18 protein-coding genes and 1 tRNA gene are annotated in these 16933 nt (G+C 68.7%); 12 read left to right on the forward strand and 7 right to left on the reverse strand.

Annotated elements, in window-relative coordinates:
- Positions 1 to 55: 55 nt before the first annotated feature.
- Positions 56 to 343 carry a hypothetical protein gene (locus CFB52_RS25200; RefSeq protein ID WP_059525440.1) on the forward strand — a complete coding sequence of 96 codons (288 nt, stop codon included), beginning with the start codon at positions 56 to 58 and terminating at the stop codon, positions 341 to 343.
- Between the two features lie 251 nt (positions 344 to 594).
- A complete protein-coding gene (locus tag CFB52_RS25205; RefSeq protein ID WP_059585091.1) occupies positions 595 to 969 on the forward strand; it encodes a DUF2917 domain-containing protein in 375 nt (124 codons plus the stop codon).
- 158 nt (positions 970 to 1127) lie between these two features.
- On the opposite strand, the gene CFB52_RS25210 is transcribed toward CFB52_RS25205, so the two are convergent.
- Positions 1128 to 1406 carry a hypothetical protein gene (locus tag CFB52_RS25210; RefSeq protein ID WP_006480752.1) on the reverse strand — a complete coding sequence of 93 codons (279 nt, stop codon included), beginning with the start codon at positions 1404 to 1406 and terminating at the stop codon, positions 1128 to 1130.
- Positions 1407 to 2229: 823 nt separating this feature from the next.
- Here CFB52_RS25210 and CFB52_RS25220 point away from each other — a divergent pair.
- A complete protein-coding gene (locus CFB52_RS25220; protein WP_059584507.1) occupies positions 2230 to 3531 on the forward strand; it encodes an NCS2 family permease in 1302 nt (433 codons plus the stop codon).
- A 243-nt stretch (positions 3532 to 3774) separates the two neighbouring features.
- Here the strand turns inward: CFB52_RS25220 and CFB52_RS25225 are convergent, their stop codons facing one another.
- Together CFB52_RS25225 and CFB52_RS25230 are read right to left on the reverse strand one after the other, a co-directional pair.
- Complete coding sequence (locus CFB52_RS25225) at positions 3775 to 4062, reverse strand: DUF1488 domain-containing protein (protein WP_006486743.1); 288 nt, start codon at positions 4060 to 4062, stop codon at positions 3775 to 3777.
- Between the two features lie 240 nt (positions 4063 to 4302).
- Positions 4303 to 4578, reverse strand: coding sequence for a DUF2964 family protein (locus CFB52_RS25230; protein ID WP_226291178.1), 276 nt, complete (start codon positions 4576 to 4578; stop codon positions 4303 to 4305).
- A 184-nt stretch (positions 4579 to 4762) separates the two neighbouring features.
- On the opposite strand from CFB52_RS25230, the gene CFB52_RS25235 reads away from it, so the two are divergent.
- From CFB52_RS25235 to CFB52_RS25270, 7 genes are all read left to right on the forward strand, one after another.
- Entirely contained in the window at positions 4763 to 6667 is a 1905-nt protein-coding gene (locus tag CFB52_RS25235; protein WP_099317740.1) for a sigma-54-dependent Fis family transcriptional regulator, read from the forward strand.
- A gap of 79 nt (positions 6668 to 6746) precedes the next feature.
- Positions 6747 to 7049 (forward strand): 2Fe-2S iron-sulfur cluster-binding protein, encoded by a 303-nt coding sequence (locus tag CFB52_RS25240; protein ID WP_099317741.1) that lies wholly within the window; start codon positions 6747 to 6749, stop codon positions 7047 to 7049.
- 58 nt (positions 7050 to 7107) lie between these two features.
- Entirely contained in the window at positions 7108 to 7602 is a 495-nt protein-coding gene (locus CFB52_RS25245; protein ID WP_059585090.1) for an SRPBCC family protein, read from the forward strand.
- A gap of 92 nt (positions 7603 to 7694) precedes the next feature.
- The gene (locus tag CFB52_RS25250) at positions 7695 to 8072 is read left to right on the forward strand and encodes a DUF2946 domain-containing protein (RefSeq protein WP_099317742.1); all 378 of its coding nucleotides are present in this window, start codon (positions 7695 to 7697) and stop codon (positions 8070 to 8072) included.
- Between the two features lie 293 nt (positions 8073 to 8365).
- The gene (locus tag CFB52_RS25260; RefSeq protein ID WP_099317744.1) at positions 8366 to 8731 is read left to right on the forward strand and encodes a copper resistance protein CopC; all 366 of its coding nucleotides are present in this window, start codon (positions 8366 to 8368) and stop codon (positions 8729 to 8731) included.
- A 92-nt stretch (positions 8732 to 8823) separates the two neighbouring features.
- A complete protein-coding gene (locus CFB52_RS25265) occupies positions 8824 to 9267 on the forward strand; it encodes a copper chaperone PCu(A)C (protein ID WP_099317745.1) in 444 nt (147 codons plus the stop codon).
- 303 nt (positions 9268 to 9570) lie between these two features.
- Positions 9571 to 10200 carry a LysE family translocator gene (locus CFB52_RS25270; protein WP_099317746.1) on the forward strand — a complete coding sequence of 210 codons (630 nt, stop codon included), beginning with the start codon at positions 9571 to 9573 and terminating at the stop codon, positions 10198 to 10200.
- A gap of 14 nt (positions 10201 to 10214) precedes the next feature.
- Here CFB52_RS25270 and CFB52_RS25275 read toward each other — a convergent pair whose 3' ends face one another.
- Positions 10215 to 11528, reverse strand: a complete 1314-nt coding sequence (locus tag CFB52_RS25275) for a leucine-rich repeat-containing protein kinase family protein (protein WP_099317747.1) — start codon at positions 11526 to 11528, stop codon at positions 10215 to 10217.
- Positions 11529 to 11672: 144 nt separating this feature from the next.
- Here CFB52_RS25275 and CFB52_RS25280 point away from each other — a divergent pair.
- Positions 11673 to 11757: transfer RNA gene (locus tag CFB52_RS25280), tRNA-Leu, on the forward strand.
- 74 nt (positions 11758 to 11831) lie between these two features.
- On the opposite strand, the gene CFB52_RS25285 is transcribed toward CFB52_RS25280, so the two are convergent.
- Positions 11832 to 12704, reverse strand: a complete 873-nt coding sequence (locus CFB52_RS25285; protein ID WP_089465715.1) for a LysR family transcriptional regulator — start codon at positions 12702 to 12704, stop codon at positions 11832 to 11834.
- A gap of 139 nt (positions 12705 to 12843) precedes the next feature.
- On the opposite strand from CFB52_RS25285, the gene CFB52_RS25290 reads away from it, so the two are divergent.
- Positions 12844 to 14085 (forward strand): MFS transporter, encoded by a 1242-nt coding sequence (locus CFB52_RS25290; protein WP_060011878.1) that lies wholly within the window; start codon positions 12844 to 12846, stop codon positions 14083 to 14085.
- Positions 14086 to 14151: 66 nt separating this feature from the next.
- Here CFB52_RS25290 and CFB52_RS25295 read toward each other — a convergent pair whose 3' ends face one another.
- Together CFB52_RS25295 and CFB52_RS25300 are read right to left on the reverse strand one after the other, a co-directional pair.
- A complete protein-coding gene (locus CFB52_RS25295; protein WP_099317748.1) occupies positions 14152 to 15399 on the reverse strand; it encodes a RhtX/FptX family siderophore transporter in 1248 nt (415 codons plus the stop codon).
- Between the two features lie 22 nt (positions 15400 to 15421).
- Positions 15422 to 16933 (reverse strand): PepSY domain-containing protein, encoded by a 1512-nt coding sequence (locus CFB52_RS25300; RefSeq protein WP_099317749.1) that lies wholly within the window; start codon positions 16931 to 16933, stop codon positions 15422 to 15424.

Here is a 16933-nt window from a genome sequence, read left to right on the forward strand (position 1 = left end):
GCGGCGCCCGCCGAAATGCGTACAATCGCGGCTTCAATTTCCCGGAGGTGCCGCGATGGCCATGAAGAAAACCGATCTCGAAAAGAACAAGGCGCTCAAGCTGACGCACGCGATGAAACAGTCGAGCTCCGCGCGTTTCGGCAAGGGCGCCGAAGAAGCGGCCAAGCTGGACCGCCGCGCGCAGCGCAAGCTCGACCAGGAACAGGGCCTCGTGCCGTTCGCGTGCAAGCTCAACGCGGAGCTGGTCGAACAACTGAAGGCACGCGCGGCCACGCACCCGGAAGGGATGACGGGCCTGCTGTCCGAGCTGCTCGTGAACGGCCTCGCGCAACGCGACGCGTAATTGCCACGTATCTCGAAATTTCCGTTGACAGGGCCCTGCGGCCACGACACACTCGTTCGCATACCTATGCTCAAGCCCATCGCCATCGCGCATCAAAAACGAGTGAACGCCCATACGTGGCGATCGCCGGAGGCGCTTGTGCATTAGCATCGAGATTTCAGTCATGCATGTCACGAGGCCTCGCCGGAACCGGATGAGGCCTTTTTGTTTTGGTGCGCGTCATCCCGCCCGGCTCAACGATGGAGATGACGATGGACCAAGCAAGCCGGCTGGTTGTTTGCCCCGATCGGTGCCGCACCGATACGATCTCGTTGCCGAGAGTCGAGTTGCATTTCACGGTCGCGCCGCGCAAGACGCTGACGTGGCGCGCGCAGCACGACGCCGAGATCCGCGTGCATGATGCGACGCTGTGGATCACGCGGCTCGGCAGCGTCGACGATTACTGGATCCGCTCCGGCGACGTGCTGCGCGTGCAACGCGGCGAACGCGTGTGGATCGGCACCGACGGCGACCAACCGGCGCAGGCATCGATCACGACCGCGTACGTACGGCACGGCGAACGCGTCAGGCGCACGCTCGCGCAAGTGCAACGTTTGCTCGTGAAGGTAGGGAGAAGGAGTGGATGACGCGCGCCGTTACACGCGCGATACGCGGAACGGCCGCGACCGGAAACGGGCGCACCCGCGGCGCAATGCGCCGCGGGTGCGCATCGAAGAACGCGGCACGCCGATGCGTGCCGCGAGCGATCGCGCGCCATGCGCAGCGAGAGGATGCTGCAGGTGCATCAGGTGCTGGCGGCGAGACGCGGGCCCGTGCTTCGTGGAGTGGAATCGAGGTCGGGGCGTTGCGCAGCCTGCGAGGTCACCCACGGATCGATGCCCTGCTTCTGCACCTCTTCGAGGAATGACACACGTGTGCGCCAGTAATCCGCCTGTAATTTCGCATCGATGACGCGCTGTTCGGCTGCGAACAGTTCCATGCGCGCCGTCACGAGCATCGACGCGGCGGTTTTTTCCGGCGTGGGGGCGTGTCGCATCGCCCAACGGCTGATCCAGTTCAACATGCTGACCTCCGTGATTACGGACGAACCCGCATCGGGCAATCGCAATCGGCCGTGCCTGACCGGCCGTGCCTAACCGGCCATGGCTGCCCGAACGCGCAACGGCCTTGACCGCCATTCACCGCCTGGCCTGCACGGACTGCGACTTCCCCGCGTCGGCAATGATCGGCCGGCGTGTGCATGTGCGGTGTATCTATCCTAGAAAGACTTGCCGGTTTACGCGATGGGGTCTTGCATTCTTTTACACAGAAACCACAGTCGCCCCCGCATCGCGAAATGACAGTTGCGGACGGGACGGCTTCGGCGCACGATAATCCGGTCCCTGCCGCCGCCTGGACAGACGAATGGCCGCCGCACGCGGTTGCCGGGTCGTGTGTCCGCACCGGCGGCACACGTGCGTTCGCACGAACGCGCCGCCTGCACCGCATTCGTGCAGCATGCGGGCGCTCCGTTTCAGTCGCATGTCGTCGCGCACCGGGTGCGCGCGACGCAGCCGGCATGCCGTTGCGCACGCATCGGCTGGTTTCGCCCGCCTGCCGGGCGCCCCTTCCGCTCGTTTCCTTCGTTCCCGCCGTTTCGGCCATTTCCGCCGGCCGGTGCCGCACGAACCGGTAAAATGCGCGCCTTCGTCGCGCGGGCGGGCTGCCGGACCGTTTGCGCGCAGGCAACCGATCGTGCCCTCCAACTATATCGTCCGAGCTATCCACGCTATTACAATCCGCCGATAGCCGGACAATAGTGGCTGGTTACAGTTAGCCGGCCGCGCTGCCTGTACAACAATTCGGCACAACAATCAACACGACAACCCGACCGGAGAAACGCCTTCATGGAATCCATCAAGCGGTATTTCGGCTTCGCTGAAGCCGGCACCGATTTCCGCACCGAAATACTCGCGGGCGTCACCACGTTCCTGACGATGGCCTACATCATCTTCGTCAACCCCGCGATCCTCGGCGACGCCGGCATGCCGAAGGAATCCGTGTTCGTCGCGACCTGCCTCGTCGCGGCGCTGGCGTCGATCATCATGGGGCTGTACGCGAACTACCCGATCGCCTGCGCGCCCGGCATGGGCCTGAACGCATATTTCGCGTACACGGTCGTCAAGGGAATGGGCTTCACGTGGCAAGCCGCGCTCGGCGCGGTGTTCATCTCCGGCTGCCTGTTTCTGCTCGTCACGCTGTTCCGCGTGCGCGAGGCGATCGTCAACGGCATTCCGAAATCGCTGCGGATTTCCATTACCGCCGGCATCGGCCTGTTCCTCGGCATCATCTCGCTGAAGACGTCGGGCGTGATCGTCGGCAACCCGGCCACGCTCGTCACGCTCGGCGATCTGCACAAGCACGAGACGATCCTCGCGATCGTCGGCTTCTTCGCGATCGTCACGCTCGACCATCTGCGCGTGCGCGGCGCGATCCTGATCGGCATCATCGGCGTGACGATCCTGTCGTTCTTCTTCGCCGGCAACCAGTTCCACGGCGTGTTCTCGGCGCCGCCGTCGATCGACGCGACGCTGTTCAAGCTCGACATCGGCGCCGCGCTGTCGACCGGCATCATCAACGTGATCCTCGTGTTCTTCCTCGTCGAGCTGTTCGACGCGACGGGCACGCTGATGGGCGTCGCGAATCGCGCGGGCCTGCTCGTCGAAGGCAAGATGAACCGCCTGAACAAGGCGCTGCTCGCCGACAGCACGGCGATCGTCGCGGGCTCGGTGCTCGGCACGTCGTCGACCACCGCGTACATCGAAAGCGCATCGGGCGTGCAGGCCGGCGGCCGCACCGGCGTGACGGCCATCACCGTCGCGGTGCTGTTCCTCGCGTGCCTGTTCATCGCGCCGCTCGCCGGCGTCGTGCCGGGCTACGCAACCGCACCGGCACTGCTCTACGTGTCGTGCCTGATGCTGCGCGAGATGGTCGAGGTGCCGTGGGACGATGCGACGGAAGCCGTGCCGGCCGCGCTGACCGCGCTGCTGATGCCGTTCACGTACTCGATCGCGAACGGCGTCGCGTTCGGCTTCATCGCGTACGGCGGCCTCAAGCTGCTGACGGGCCAGGCGCGCACGGTCAAGCCGATCGTGTGGATCATCGCGGCCGTGTTCCTGTTCCGCTTCTTCTATCTCGGCAGCGAGTAAGCGCGGAACGCACACCGACGCAATGCACGATGAAAACGCCACCTTCGGGTGGCGTTTTCGTTTTCGCACGATTGCTCTGCGATCCTCATGAATCGACGTGCACGAGCGCGCCGACGCTCGGGCAATCCCGCACGGCCCGCATACGAAAATGCCGCGCGGCCCCGCCGAACGGCATTGCGTGAAGGCAATGTCCTCGCGTGCGCCGCGCTCGAGCGCATGCGCCGCCGGACGGGCGTCGTGTCGTCAGCGCCAGTTGGCCTCGTAGAAACGCACGTAGCCGCTGCGCAGCGTCACGCATTGCGCACGTGTTTCCGACAGCAGGCGCCGTGCGGCCGCCTCGATGCGCTCGCGGTGCTGATCGAATGCGCCGACCATGTCCTCGAAGCGCGGCGATGCGGCGCCGAAGTGGTCTTCCAGCGCCTCGGCGGTGATCTGGCACTGGACGCGCTCGCCATTGACCAGTGCCGTGAACCCCAGCATCAGGTCACGCCCCGAATACTCGGGCTTCTCGTTCGTGAAATGGATCTGCATGGGCGCTGCCTCGACCGGTAGAAAACGAATGACCGCGTCCGTCGTCCGCTACCGGCCGGACGAAATGCACGCGGGCTCGCCGGCGGAGGCCCCGGCCGCGGAGTGTGGCGCGGTCGATGCATGCCGGTTGAATTCCACTTTAGACGGTTTCGCGCGGGAGACAAAAATTTCGGTGTGCGTCGTTCCGACGCGCATTTCGTCTGATCTGCGCGGCATCCGGCACTGTTTCGCCAACGGACGTCAGTGCGGATCGGTCGGCCAGACGTTGAGCGCGATCGCGGCGGTCGTGACGCCCACCGCAATCGCGGCCGCCCCGTATCTCACCGCATCGGTCAGATCGAACAGCAACCCGTGGATCGCCACGGCAATGCCGCCCAGCATGATGAAAGTGGCGATGGCCGCCAGCACGACTCTCAGTTCCGCCCGAACCATGATGCGTCTCCCGAACGGATGCATGTCGCGTCGCATGCATGTTGCACCGCGGAACACGGCGCGCGCGTGCTCCATTTCCATCATTGCAGGCGGGCGCTTAAAAGCAAGGGGATTTTGTTGGCAGTCGCGCATCGCACGTGGCGCTTGTATGATGATGCGTACCCGGACGGACGGCTGGCGCGCCGAATGGTGCGCCGCGAGCGGAGCCGCACTGCGCCGCCGATGCCGATCCGGTTGCCCCGGCGGCCCCGGGAACAGGAGACAAACCATGCCGCAACCCTTCGTGCTGCCCGCCACCGCCGGGCGTACCGACCTGCTCGCGCAGGCGCATGCGCGTTCGACCGCGGTCGGCCTGCGCGCGCACGAACGCCCCGATTTCTCGCCGCTGTCGCGCGTCGCACTGCGCGAACTGCTCGACACGAATCACACGCTGTTCTCGCACGCGCGACCGGTGATGGAGGACCTCCACGCGCAGATCGCCGATACGCAAAGCCTCGTGCTGCTGACCGACGCCGACGGCGTGATCCTGCACAGCATCGGCGATGCGGACTTCATCGAGAAGGCAAACCGCGTCGCGCTGTGCAATGGCGTGTCGTGGGCCGAAGGCGCGCGCGGCACGAACGCGATCGGCACCGCGCTCGCGTCCGGCCAGGCCGTCGTCGTGCACGGTTCCGAACATTTCCTGCGCGCGAACCATATCCTCACCTGCGCCTGTGCGCCGATCGTCGATCCGTTCGGCCGCACGCTCGGCACGCTCGACGTGAGCGGCGACCCGCGCGGCTCCAGCCCGCATACGCTCGCGCTCGTGCGGATGTCGGCGCAACTGATCGAGAACCACCTGTTCGCGAACCAGTGCAGCGAAGCGCTGCGGCTGCGCTTTCACGCACACGAGGATTGCGTCGATTCGCTGTTCGCCGGGCTCGTCGCATTCGGCGCCGACGGCAGGCTGATCGCCGCGAACCGCAGCGCCCAGTTTCAGCTCGGCGCGTCGTTCGACACCCTGCAGCACCAGGCGAGCGACGCACTGTTCAGCATGCGCTTCGGCGAGCTCGCACGGCAGGCCGCCCGCGCGCCGGGCGCCACGTTCCGCCTCACGCTGTCGACCGGCGTGCGCGTGCTCGCACGCTGCGAATTCCCGGAAGCGCAGAAAACGACCGTCGCCGTCACGCCGCCCGCGCCGGCCGCACGCATGCGCGCACCGGACCCCGATGCGATCACGTTCGCGACGCTCGACACCGGCGACGCGCGCATGGCCGCCGTGCTCGAACGCGTCGCGAAGATCCGCGGGCGCGACCTCCCGCTGCTGATCCTCGGCCAGACCGGCACCGGCAAGGAATGGCTCGCCCGCGCGCTGCATCAGGCGTCGCCGCGCGCGGACGGCCCGTTCGTCGCGGTCAACTGCGCGGCGCTGCCCGATTCGCTGATCGAGGCCGAGCTGTTCGGCTATGAAGACGGCGCGTTCACCGGCGCGCGCAAGCGCGGCAGCCCCGGCAAGATCGCGCAGGCCGACGGCGGCACGCTGTTTCTCGATGAAATCGGCGACATGCCGCTCGCGCAGCAGGTACGGCTGATGCGCGTGCTGCAGGAGCGCGCGGTGATGCCGCTCGGCGGCGCACGCGCGGTACCGGTCGACGTGCGCGTGGTGTGCGCGACCCACCGCGACCTGCGCGCGATGATCGCGGAGGGCACGTTCCGCGAGGATCTGTTCTACCGGATCAACGGGCTCGCGGTCACGCTGCCGGCGCTCGCGACGCGCACCGACCTGCCCGCGCTCGTCGAACGGATCCTCGCGCGGCTCGCGCGCAGCGAGCCGATGCCGCGCCGCCTCGCGGCCGACGTGCTCGACGCGTTCGCGCGCCACCGCTGGCCCGGCAACCTGCGGCAGATGACCAACGTGCTGCGCACGGCCGGCATGCTCGCCGAAGACGAAGCGGAAATCACGCTCGCGCATTTGCCCGACGATTTCTGGCTCGACTGCGACGATGCGCCGGCTGCGCCGGCGGCAGCCGCATCGGTCCCGCCGGCGGGCAGGCGCGAAGGCACGACGCTGCAGAGCCATCAGGCCGCGATGATCGACGCGGTGCTCGCACGCCATGGCGGCAACGTATCGGCGGCCGCGCGCGAGCTCGGCCTCGCGCGCAATACCGTGTACCGGTATCTGCGGCGGCACTGACACCCGCGGCGGGCGGCCCTCGGCCGCCGGCGGGTTCGGGTATGCTTGGCGCGATGCCGCCGAACCGCCCGCTTCATTCATGACCGATCCAGATCACCCGCCCCTCGTGCGCGTCGACCCGCTCGGCGCCAGCTTCGACGCGCCCGATTCGCTGACCGTGCTCGAAGCCGCCGCGTTCGCGCGCGTGTCGCTGCCGCGCTCGTGCCGCAACGGCACGTGCCGAAGCTGCCTTTGCCGGATCGTCAGCGGCAGCGTACGCTATACGATCGAATGGCCGGGGCTCTCCCGCGAGGAAAAGGCCGACGGCTATACGCTGCCGTGCGTGGCCGTCGCGACGTCGGACCTCGTGCTCGACGTGCCCGACGCGGTCATGCTCGACTAGACGCGGCGTGCGCCCGCGCACGTCGTCCTGCAACGCTCGATCCTGCATGGAGAACGTGATGGCCCAGCCAACCGATCGCATCGAAAAACAGACGCTGCTCGCCGCACCGCCCGACCGCGTCTGGGCGGCCGTCAGCGATTCCGACGAATTCGGCCAGTGGTTCGGCGTCGCGTTCGACGGCCCGTTCGAGGCCGGCCAGCCGCTGTTCGGCCGCATCACGCCGACCCGCGTCGACGACGACGTCGCCAAGGCGCAGGAGCCCTATGCGGGCACCGTGTTCGAAATCGTCGTCGATCGTATCGAGCCAAAACGACTGTTCTCGTTTCGCTGGCATCCGTTCGCGATCGATCCGAATGTCGATTACGCGTCCGAGCCGATGACGCTCGTCACGTTCACGCTCGCGGCGCAAGCCGGCGGTACGCTGCTCACGGTCACCGAAACAGGCTTCGACCAGTTGATCGAAGCGCGTCGCGCGACGGCGCGCGACATGAACGACCAGGGCTGGGCCGCGCAGATGACGCTGATCGCGAAGTATCTGGCGAAGCACGCGTAGCGCGCCGCGATGCCGCACGCGCCGGCCGACTCGCGAATCGACGTGCGTGGCATAATCGGCTCCATCGTCGTCCACTCGCCGCCGCGCATCGCATGCTGAGTCGTCGTCTCCGGAAGATCGGCAGTCTGATCGGGATGCTCGCCATCCTGATGACGGCGCTCGCGCCGACGATCTCGCAGGCGCTGACCACGCAAGGGCGCGTCGACGCACTGCTGGCCGGCTACTGTTCGGCCGCGCCGGCCGCTGGTGACCGCTCCGCCGACGCGTCGACGAAAAACCTGCAGGCCCATCTCCAGGCATGCGGCTACTGCAGCCTGCTTGCCCATACGCCCGCGCTGCCCGCGCCCGAGTTGACGTTCGCGGCCCACGTGCACGCGATCGAGCATCGCGCGGCCACCCGCTTCGAAAGCCTGCGCCGCGCGCTGCCGCTCACGGCCGCGCAACCGCGCGCCCCGCCGTTCCCGTCCTGATCCGTCGTCATTGCGCGTGATGCCGCAGCGCATCGCGCAGCCCGCGCACGCCGCCCGCGTGCGCGACATGTCACGTTTCGAAGGACGATCATCATGTGTCACCCTGCTGCGTGCGGCGTTGTGCCGGGTGCGTGGTTGGCCGTCTGCAGCCCGGATGGCCGCGCCTGCATTCGCCCGCATGCGAATGTCCGGCCGCGCACGTCCGTACCGACCGCCACCGGCCGCGATGCCGCGCGCGCAGCCGTCCGTCGAATCCGTCTGTTCCATCCGATTCGTCACTCGCTCATCCACCCATGAAAACCGCCACTTTCGCTCGCGGCGCACTCGCCGCGCTCGGCTTCGTCATCATCCACGCCGCCCATGCGCATGCGCTTCCGAAAACGCAGGACCCGGCCCCCAACGCCACGCTGTCGAGCGCGCCGCACGCGGTCACGATCGATTTCGGCGAGGCGCTCGAGCCGGCGTTCAGCTCGATCGCCGTGACCGACAGCCACGGGCAGTCGGTCGTCGACGGGAAGTCGGCCGTCGATGGCGGCAACCGGAAGCGGATGCGCGTCGCGCTGACGAGCCTGAAGCCCGGCACCTACACCGTCGCGTGGATCGCGGTGGCCAGCGACGGCCATCGCACGCACGGCCGCTACGCATTCACGCTGAAGTAACGCATGTCACCCACGCGATGCGCGTCGGCGCTCGATGCCGGGCGCATTCGCATCGATGCCCTCGGCATCGCACCCGACAAGGAGAACACACGATGAAACACTCGATTCCGACCGGCCTGCTCGCGGCGCTGGCGCTGCACGCGTCCGCCACGTTCGCCGCGCCGGCCATCCAGGCCGACGCCTGCTGGATCCGCACGATGCCGGCGACCGTACCGTCCTCCGGCTACTTCACGCTGAAGAACGACGGCGACGCGCCCGCGACGCTGACCGGTATCGACACGCCCGCATACGGGATGGCGATGGTGCATGAAACGCGGACGAGCGGCAGCACCGCGAAGATGGTTCACGTCGACTCGGTGCTCGTACCCGCGCACGGCACGCTGACGTTCAAGCCGAAGAGCTATCACGTGATGCTGGAGGAGCCGCGCCAGGCCGTCGCGCCTGGCGCGAAGGTGCCGGTCCGGCTGCATTTCGCGGACGGCTCGACCGTGTCCGTGACCTGCGACGCGAAGGCGCCGACCTACGCCGGCCAGTAACGCCGCCGGCTCACGACAGAAGGAGATGCTGATGAAAAACCGCTTGCCGCTGGCCGACCTGATCGTCCGCTAGCGGACGCCGCTGAATGTCGCGGTACTGATCGCCTGCGGGTCATGGGCCGCGTGGATCGCATGGATGACGCGGCCTGCCGCCATCGATACGCCACCGCCGATTCCCGCGTACTGCATGCGCGACGCGCGCTGACGCGCGGCGACCGCACGGTTCCGGCGGCGGCGCGCGCCATTATTGGCGTGGCACCATCGCTTCACCCCAATCGCCGGAACCGCCTCTCGGAGCGCCGCATGTCCATTCAGACCTGGATGCTGTTTGCCGCCGCCTATCTCGCCACGACGCTGTCGCCGGGGCCCAACGTGCTGCTCGTGATCCGCAACACGGTGCGCTACGGCGCGCACGGCACCGCCGCGACGATCGCCGGCAACCTCGTCGCGCAGGGCGTGGTCGTGCTGCTCGTCGCGCTCGGCGTCGGCGCGGTGCTGGCCGCGATGCCGCCGCTATTCGTCGCGATGAAGGTGATCGGCGCCGCGTACCTGATCTTCCTGGGTGTCCGGCAGTTGCGCGGCGACCGCCGCGCCAGCGCATCGAGCAACGCCGCGGAGATCGCCGTGCCCGATCGCCGGAAGCTGTTCCGCGAAGCGCTGCTCGTGTCGGGCAGCAATCCGAAGACGATGATCTTCCTGTCCGCGTTCATGCCGCAGTTCATCGTGCACGACCGCCCGCTCGCGCTGCAGTTCGTCGTGATGTACGCGACGATCGCCTGCATGGTCGTGGTCGTTCACAGCGTCTATTCGGCCGGCGTGCGCCGCCTGCATCGCGGTGTCGGCATGAGCCGCGCGGTGCGCGCGCTCAAGCGCGCGAGCGGGCTGCTGTTCGTCGGGCTCGGCATCAAGCTGCTGACCGCGCGGCACGCGTAAGCCGGCGCCCTCCGTCAGCGCATCCGAGCGGCCAGCGCGGCCGTGATCTCGTCGAACGACGGCCGCGCATCGACGTCCTCGTTCACGCACGCCGCCGCCAGCGCGTCGAGCGCGCCGGTGCGCGATTCGCAGCGTTCGAGCAATTCGCCGAGCAGATAGCCGAATGCGCGCACTTCGAGCCGCTCGAACCTTGCGCCGCGCGTGCGCTCGTTCACGTCGTACAGCGAAGCCGCCCCGAAATCCCCGAGCAGCGCGCCGCCCGCGCCGTCGTGCAGGATGTTGTGCGCATACAGGTCGCCATGCATGATGCCGCGCGCGTGCAGATGGCCGGCCGCCGACGCGATGCCGTGCGCGATCCGCAGCGCTTGCGCCGGATCGAATGTCGCATCGGCGGCATAGACGTCACGCGTGCACGACGCGAAGCTCGGCGGCCCGGCGAGGTTCGTCAGCGCAGGATCGACCCGCTCCATCACGAGGCCATGCGTGCCGTCCGGATGCCCGCGCACCTTGCCGATCACCGGAATCAGGTTCGGGTGGCGGCCGGCATGCAGGCACGCGGCCATTTCGCAATCGGGCAGGCCGTCGCTCGTCACCGCACCCTTGAACAGCTTCACCGCGACCGTCCGTGGCGGATGGCCGTCCGCACGCCATTGCGCGCGATAAATGACACCCGACGCGCCCTCGCCCAGTTTCTGTTCGCACGACAGCGCGGCCCAGTCGATCTCCGCGACGTCCGGCCCGGCGGACGCCGCGGCCTCCGGCGCCGCGCCGAACGGATTGCCGGCCACCGCAAGCCATGCGAGACGCGGCAGGCGCGGCAGCCACTCGGGCAACGCGTCGAGCCGGCTCGCCGACAGGCGCACCAGTTCCAGCGCGCGGCAGGCGGCCATTTCCACGGGTAGCGCACGCAACTGGTTGCCGGCCAGCATGAGCTTCTGCAAGCGCGCACAGTCGCCGATATCGGCCGGCAGTTCGTCGATCGCGTTGTCGGTCAGGATCAGCCAGCGCAGCGCACGCGGCAGCGCGCCGCGCGGCACGGTGCGGATCCGGTTCGCCTTGAAGCCGATCATGTCGAGCCGATCGCACGCGCCGAGCACGTCGGGGAACGCGGTAAAGCGGTTGCCCGACGCGAACAGGATGCGCAGCCGATGCAGCCGCGGCAGGTCGTCCGGCAGCGCGGACAGCGCATTGCCGGTCAGGTCGAGCACTTCGAGCGTATCGGCCAGATCGAAGATCTCGCGCGGAAATTCGGTCAGTCCGCACGCGAGCTTCAGTTGCCGCGCGCCCGACAGTTGTCCGGCCTGCAGTTGTTCGAGGGTGTGGGTCACGGGGAGAAAAACGGGTGGCGGTTGCGGGGACCCGTCGGGTCGATCGGACGAATTCTACCGGGATCGATCGGGCGCCCGTACACGACCTTGCCATACCCCCTTCACAAACGCGCGATGTGACGTTAGAATTGCGCCCCTTGCAGTGCCGACGTGGTGAAATTGGTAGACACGCTATCTTGAGGGGGTAGTGGCGAAAGCTGTGCGAGTTCGAGTCTCGCCGTCGGCACCAGATGCGTTTTCCTCGCATTCCCGCATTTCCGAAACCCGCGACAGCACACGGCTTCGCGGGTTTTTTGTTGCCCGCTACGCGAGCAGCAGAAAATTCCGCACCACCGCGGACGGCTCGTCGCACCGCGACGCAATGGCGAGCCTCGCGCGAAACCGGTTGCCCGCGAACGGCCGGTATACGACCCCGGGCACCTGCACCTGCGTAATCGCCTTCGGCACGACCGACACGCCGAGGCCAGCCGCCACCAGCGTCACCGCGGACGCGATCTGCGGCGCCGGTTGCCCCATGCGCGGCTCGAACCCGGCAGCCTTGCACGCCGCGACGATATCGTCGAACAGCGCGGCGCCGGCCGCGCGCGGCACCTGCACGAACGACTCGTCGGCGAGTTCCGCCAGTTCGACGCGCCGCCGCTGCGCCAGCCGGTGCGCGACGGGCAGCGCGACGAACATCGGCTCCTCGTCCCAATCGGATACCCGCAGCGTCGCGGCGACACGGCGCTCCGGCCGCACGATCGCGACGTCGAGGCGCCCGGCCTCCAGCGCCTCCAGCAGCACACCGGACGTCGCTTCCTGCAACGTCAGTTCCGCATCCGGAAACGCCTCGCGAAAGCGGCGAATCAGACCCGACACTTTCGGATTGAACGCGGCCGTCCCGGTGAAGCCGACGCGCAGATGGCCGGTTTCCCCGCGCGCGGCGCGCCGGGCCGCCCGTGCCGCGCGCTCGGCATCGTCGAGCACGCGCCGCGCCTCTTCCGCGAAAACTTCGCCCGCCAGCGTCAGCTCGGCGCCGCGCGCGGTGCGTTTGAACAGTTCCACGCCGAGCTCGTTCTCGAGCGCCTTGATCTGCTGGCTCAACGGCGGCTGGCCGATGCCGAGCGCTTCGGCGGCCTTCGTGAAATTCGACGCGGCCGCGACGGCCAGAAAGTAGCGCAGATGCCGGAGTTCCATGCGTGACGTGACCTCGCGATGAGTCGGGCTGGCCTGCCAGCCAGTGTTAAAACATATTGCTGCGGTTCATTTCATATATTGGACATATATATGACCGTGCGCAAGAATTCGTGTATTCCGTCGCACATCGAGTGCCCTCATGTCCTCCGCTTCGATTTCCCGCTCCATGCCCGGCACGCAGAACACCACGCCCGATGCGCTGCCGGCCGGCGTGTCCCCGCGCTCGGCCGCGTACAAGCGCATCGCGTTCGCGCTGTTCCTCGCCGGCTTTGCCACTTTCTCGCTGCTGTACTGCGTGCAGCCGCTGCTTCCCGCCTTTGCACGCGAGTTCAACGTCGGCGCGGCGTCGAGTTCGCTGTCGCTATCGCTGTCGACCGGAATGCTCGCGGTGTCGATCCTGTGCGCGGGCGCGCTGTCCGAACGGGTCGGGCGGCGCGGGCTGATGTTCGCGTCGATGACGCTGGCCGCGCTGTTCAACCTGCTCGCCGCGTGGTCGCCGAGCTGGCACCTGCTGCTGCTCTGCCGTGCGCTCGAAGGCTTCGCGCTCGGCGGCGTGCCGGCGGTGGCGATGGCCTATCTCGCGGAAGAAATCGCCGCCGACGGGCTCGGCCTGTCGATGGGGCTCTATGTCGGCGGCACCGCGTTCGGCGGCATGATCGGACGGATCGGGATGAGCGCGCTCGAGGAGCACTTCTCGTGGCGTACGGCGATGCTGTCGATCGGCGTCGTCGATCTGCTCGCGGCGCTCGCATTCGTGATGCTGCTGCCGGCGTCGCGACGCTTCGTGAAGCGCACCGACCTGACGCTGCGTCACCACCTGCGGCTGTGGCACGCGCAATTGCGCCACGCACGCCTGCCGTTCGTGTTCTCGATCGGCTTCCTCGTGATGGGCGCGTTCGTGACGATCTACAACTACGCCGGATTCCGGCTGATGGCGGCGCCGTTCAACCTGAGCCCGACCGCCTGCGGGCTGATCTTCGGCGCGTACCTGTTCGGCATGGTGTCGTCATCGAGCGCCGGCGCGCTCGCCGATCGCCTCGGGCGCGCGCCGGTGCTGGTGAGCGGCATCGTCGTGTTCGCGGCGGGCCTCGCGCTGACGCTGTCGCATTCGCTCGTCGCGATCGTCGTCGGCATCGTGCTCGTGACGATCGGCTTCTTCGTCGCCCATTCGGTGGCGAGCGGCTGGGTCGGCGCGCTCGCGGGCGCCGCGAAGGGGCATGCGGCTTCGCTGTATCTGCTCGCCTACTATGTCGGGTCGAGCGTGCTCGGCTCGGTCGGCGGCGCGTTCTGGCAACACGGCGCGTGGGCGGGCGTCGCCGCGTATGTCGCGGTGCTGCTCGTCATCGCATTGCTGGCGGCGCGGCGCTTGAGCCGCGCTTGAACCACACGCGATGCGGCGCGGTACGGCACGGTGCGCACCCCGCACCGTGCACCGGCCGCGCAGCCGTCACGACACCAGCGCATCGTCCCCCTTCATCGCATACGCGGCCTCGCGCCGCCGCAGCTTCATCGCGATCAGCGCCGCCAGCACCGCCAGCGCGACGCCGGTGAGAAAGCCGCCCGTATAACCGACCTTCGCGGTCAGCGACAGGATCGTCGACGACGCGATCAGCTCGCCGAGATCGCGCGTGCTCTGCACGGCCGTCACGTCGGTGCCGGCCTGATCGCTGCCGCCCGCGAAGCGCATGCCGGCCGTCATGATCGACACGGACGTGATGCCCGTCGCCAGCGAGCCGAGCACCGTGCAGAGCCATGCCCACGACGGCGACACCGGCAGCCACCCGCTCGCCTGCGCGAACCACAGCAGCGCCGCCGCGCCCGCGCAGCTCACGCCGGCCGTAAACGCGCGCCACAGGCCGAGCGCCCTGACGAGCCACGCGCCGCCGCCGCAACCGAGCACGACCGTCACGACACCGCCGGCCATCCCGAGTTTGCCGATCGCGTCGAGCGACCAGCCCGCGTCGTTGAGGAACAGCTTCGACAGGCCGAAGCCCGACACGGCCGTCATCGCCGACAGCAGCGCGAGCGACAGCAGCGACCACGAGCGCGGCCGCTTCGCGAAGCGCACGAGGCTCGCCGCGTGTTCAGGCCGGGCGCGGGCACGATCCGCGTCGCGCGGCAAGAGCCACAGCACGCAGACGAGGCTCGCGAGCGGGACGGCCGCCAGCGCGAGAAACGCGGTTGACTGGCCGAACAGGCCGATCAGCGTCAACGTGCCCGCGCCGCCGCCGAAGAAGCCGATCATCACGCCCGCGATCTGGATCGCGTTGATCCTCGCGAGCGTGTCGCCGCTGAAATGCTCGGCGGCCATGCCGTCGTTCGCGATGTCCTGCGTCGCGCTCGCGAACGACGCGACGGCCAGCAGCCCGACCGCCCAGCCCGCCGTCGCGACCGTCATCCCGATCTGCGCGAGGCTGACGAGACACAGCACGACGATCGTCTGCATCGGTAGCATCCAGCTGCGCCGGCGGCCGATGCGGGGCGACCAGCGGTTGTCGACGACGGGCGCCCACAGGAATTTCACGACCCACGGCAGGCCGACGAGCGGCAGAAACGCGAGTGCGTGAAGCGGCGCGCCGTCGTGGCGCAGCAGCGTCGGCATCGCGTCCATCGCGATGCCGATCGGGATGCCCTGTGACAGGTACAGCAGCGTGATCGTGATGACCAGGCGGCGATGTTCGAGCAGATCGCGCATCGGAGTCTCCAGTTGCATGAGGTTAAAAAGGTTCGGCGCCGGCCGGCATGCGCGCCGGCTGCATCGCGTCGCGCCGCGGACGGCGCGCCGCCCGCAGCAGCAACGCGCCGAATGCGACGAGCGCCAGGTCGATCGGCCAGTACACGGGTTGGCCCGCGCCCAGCAGCGCGAGCGCGCAATGGGTCGCGCCGGCGAGCGCGTAGGCGGCGCCGGCCGCACGCATCAGCACACGCAGCCATGCCGCGCGATCGGCGACACACGCGGCGAGCGCAATCGCGCCGCCCCACACGGCCCAGAACAGCAGCGCGAGCGCATGATCGACGTGCACGCCGTCGGGCAACGCACGGCCAGCGAACAGCAGCGCGCCGCCCGCGAGCACGAGCCCGCCGCACACACCGACCGCGGCGGCAGCCAGCACGTGCGCCGAGCGATCGCGCTGCGCGCGCCGCCGCTCGATCCACAGATGCAGCCCCGTCGCGCACAGCGCACACGCGGCGAGCCCCATCAGGAAATGCAGCACGCGCAGCACTCCACCGGCCGCACCGACCCAGCCGTATTGCGCGAAATGCAGCGGCTGCACCGCGATGAACGCGCGCAGCCAGAAGCCGCGGCCGCGCGACGTCGCATCGGCGAGCCATTGCCCGTCCGTCGCGCGGTACAGGTGGCGCTCGAACACGGCCGTGCTCGGCAGGCCCGCGCGCGTGCCGGCGATCTCGACGCGCGCATTCACATCGCCCCAGCGATGCAACGCAACGGCTTCGGGCCGAAAATCCGGCCGGCGCGCCGCGTCGCGCCGCAACAGCGCATCGAGATCGGGCGCATGCCGCCACTGGCCGCCGGCCTCGACGGGCGGCGGGCCGCCGAGCAGTTCCGCGAACGCACGCTGCGGCTGCCCCGGATACGCGATGCCCGCGAGCGACACGGTGCCGAGCGCGCCGAGCCCCGACAACGCGCCGGTGAACGCGAACAGCACGAGCCACGGCATTCCCCACAGGCCGATCCACGCGTGCAGGTCGAACAGCGCGACGCGCAAGCCGTTGCCGCGCCGGAGGCGCGCCGCGTCGGGCCAGCGCTTGCGATGCACGACGACGCCCGCGACGATGAGCACGAGCAGCACGATGCCCCACAGGCTGACGAAGATGCGCCCGGGGAAACCGGCGAACAACGTCTTGTGCAGCGTGACGATCACGTTCGCCCGCCCCGTATCGGGCAGCGGTGCGCCGGTCGCCGGATCGAGCGCGAGCGTACACGTCTGGCGTGCATCGCAGAAACGGATGGCCGGATCATCCGGCCGCGGCAGCACGATGCGCGCGTCGCGCAACGCCACGCCGAGCGCCGCCGCGCGCGCGACGAGCGCATCGAGCGGCAGCGTCGGCCGTGCGACGGCGACCGATGGCGGCCGCCACCAGCCCTGCATCGAATCGAACGCGAGACTCCAGGTGCCGCTGAACAGCACGACGAACAGCACCACGCCGAACAGCGCGCCGGCGCCGCGATGCAGCGCGTGCCAGCGCGAACGCGACGACGCGTCCAT

It is taken from the genome of Burkholderia sp. AU18528, from assembly GCF_002223215.2.
GTDB lineage: Bacteria > Pseudomonadota > Gammaproteobacteria > Burkholderiales > Burkholderiaceae > Burkholderia > Burkholderia semiarida.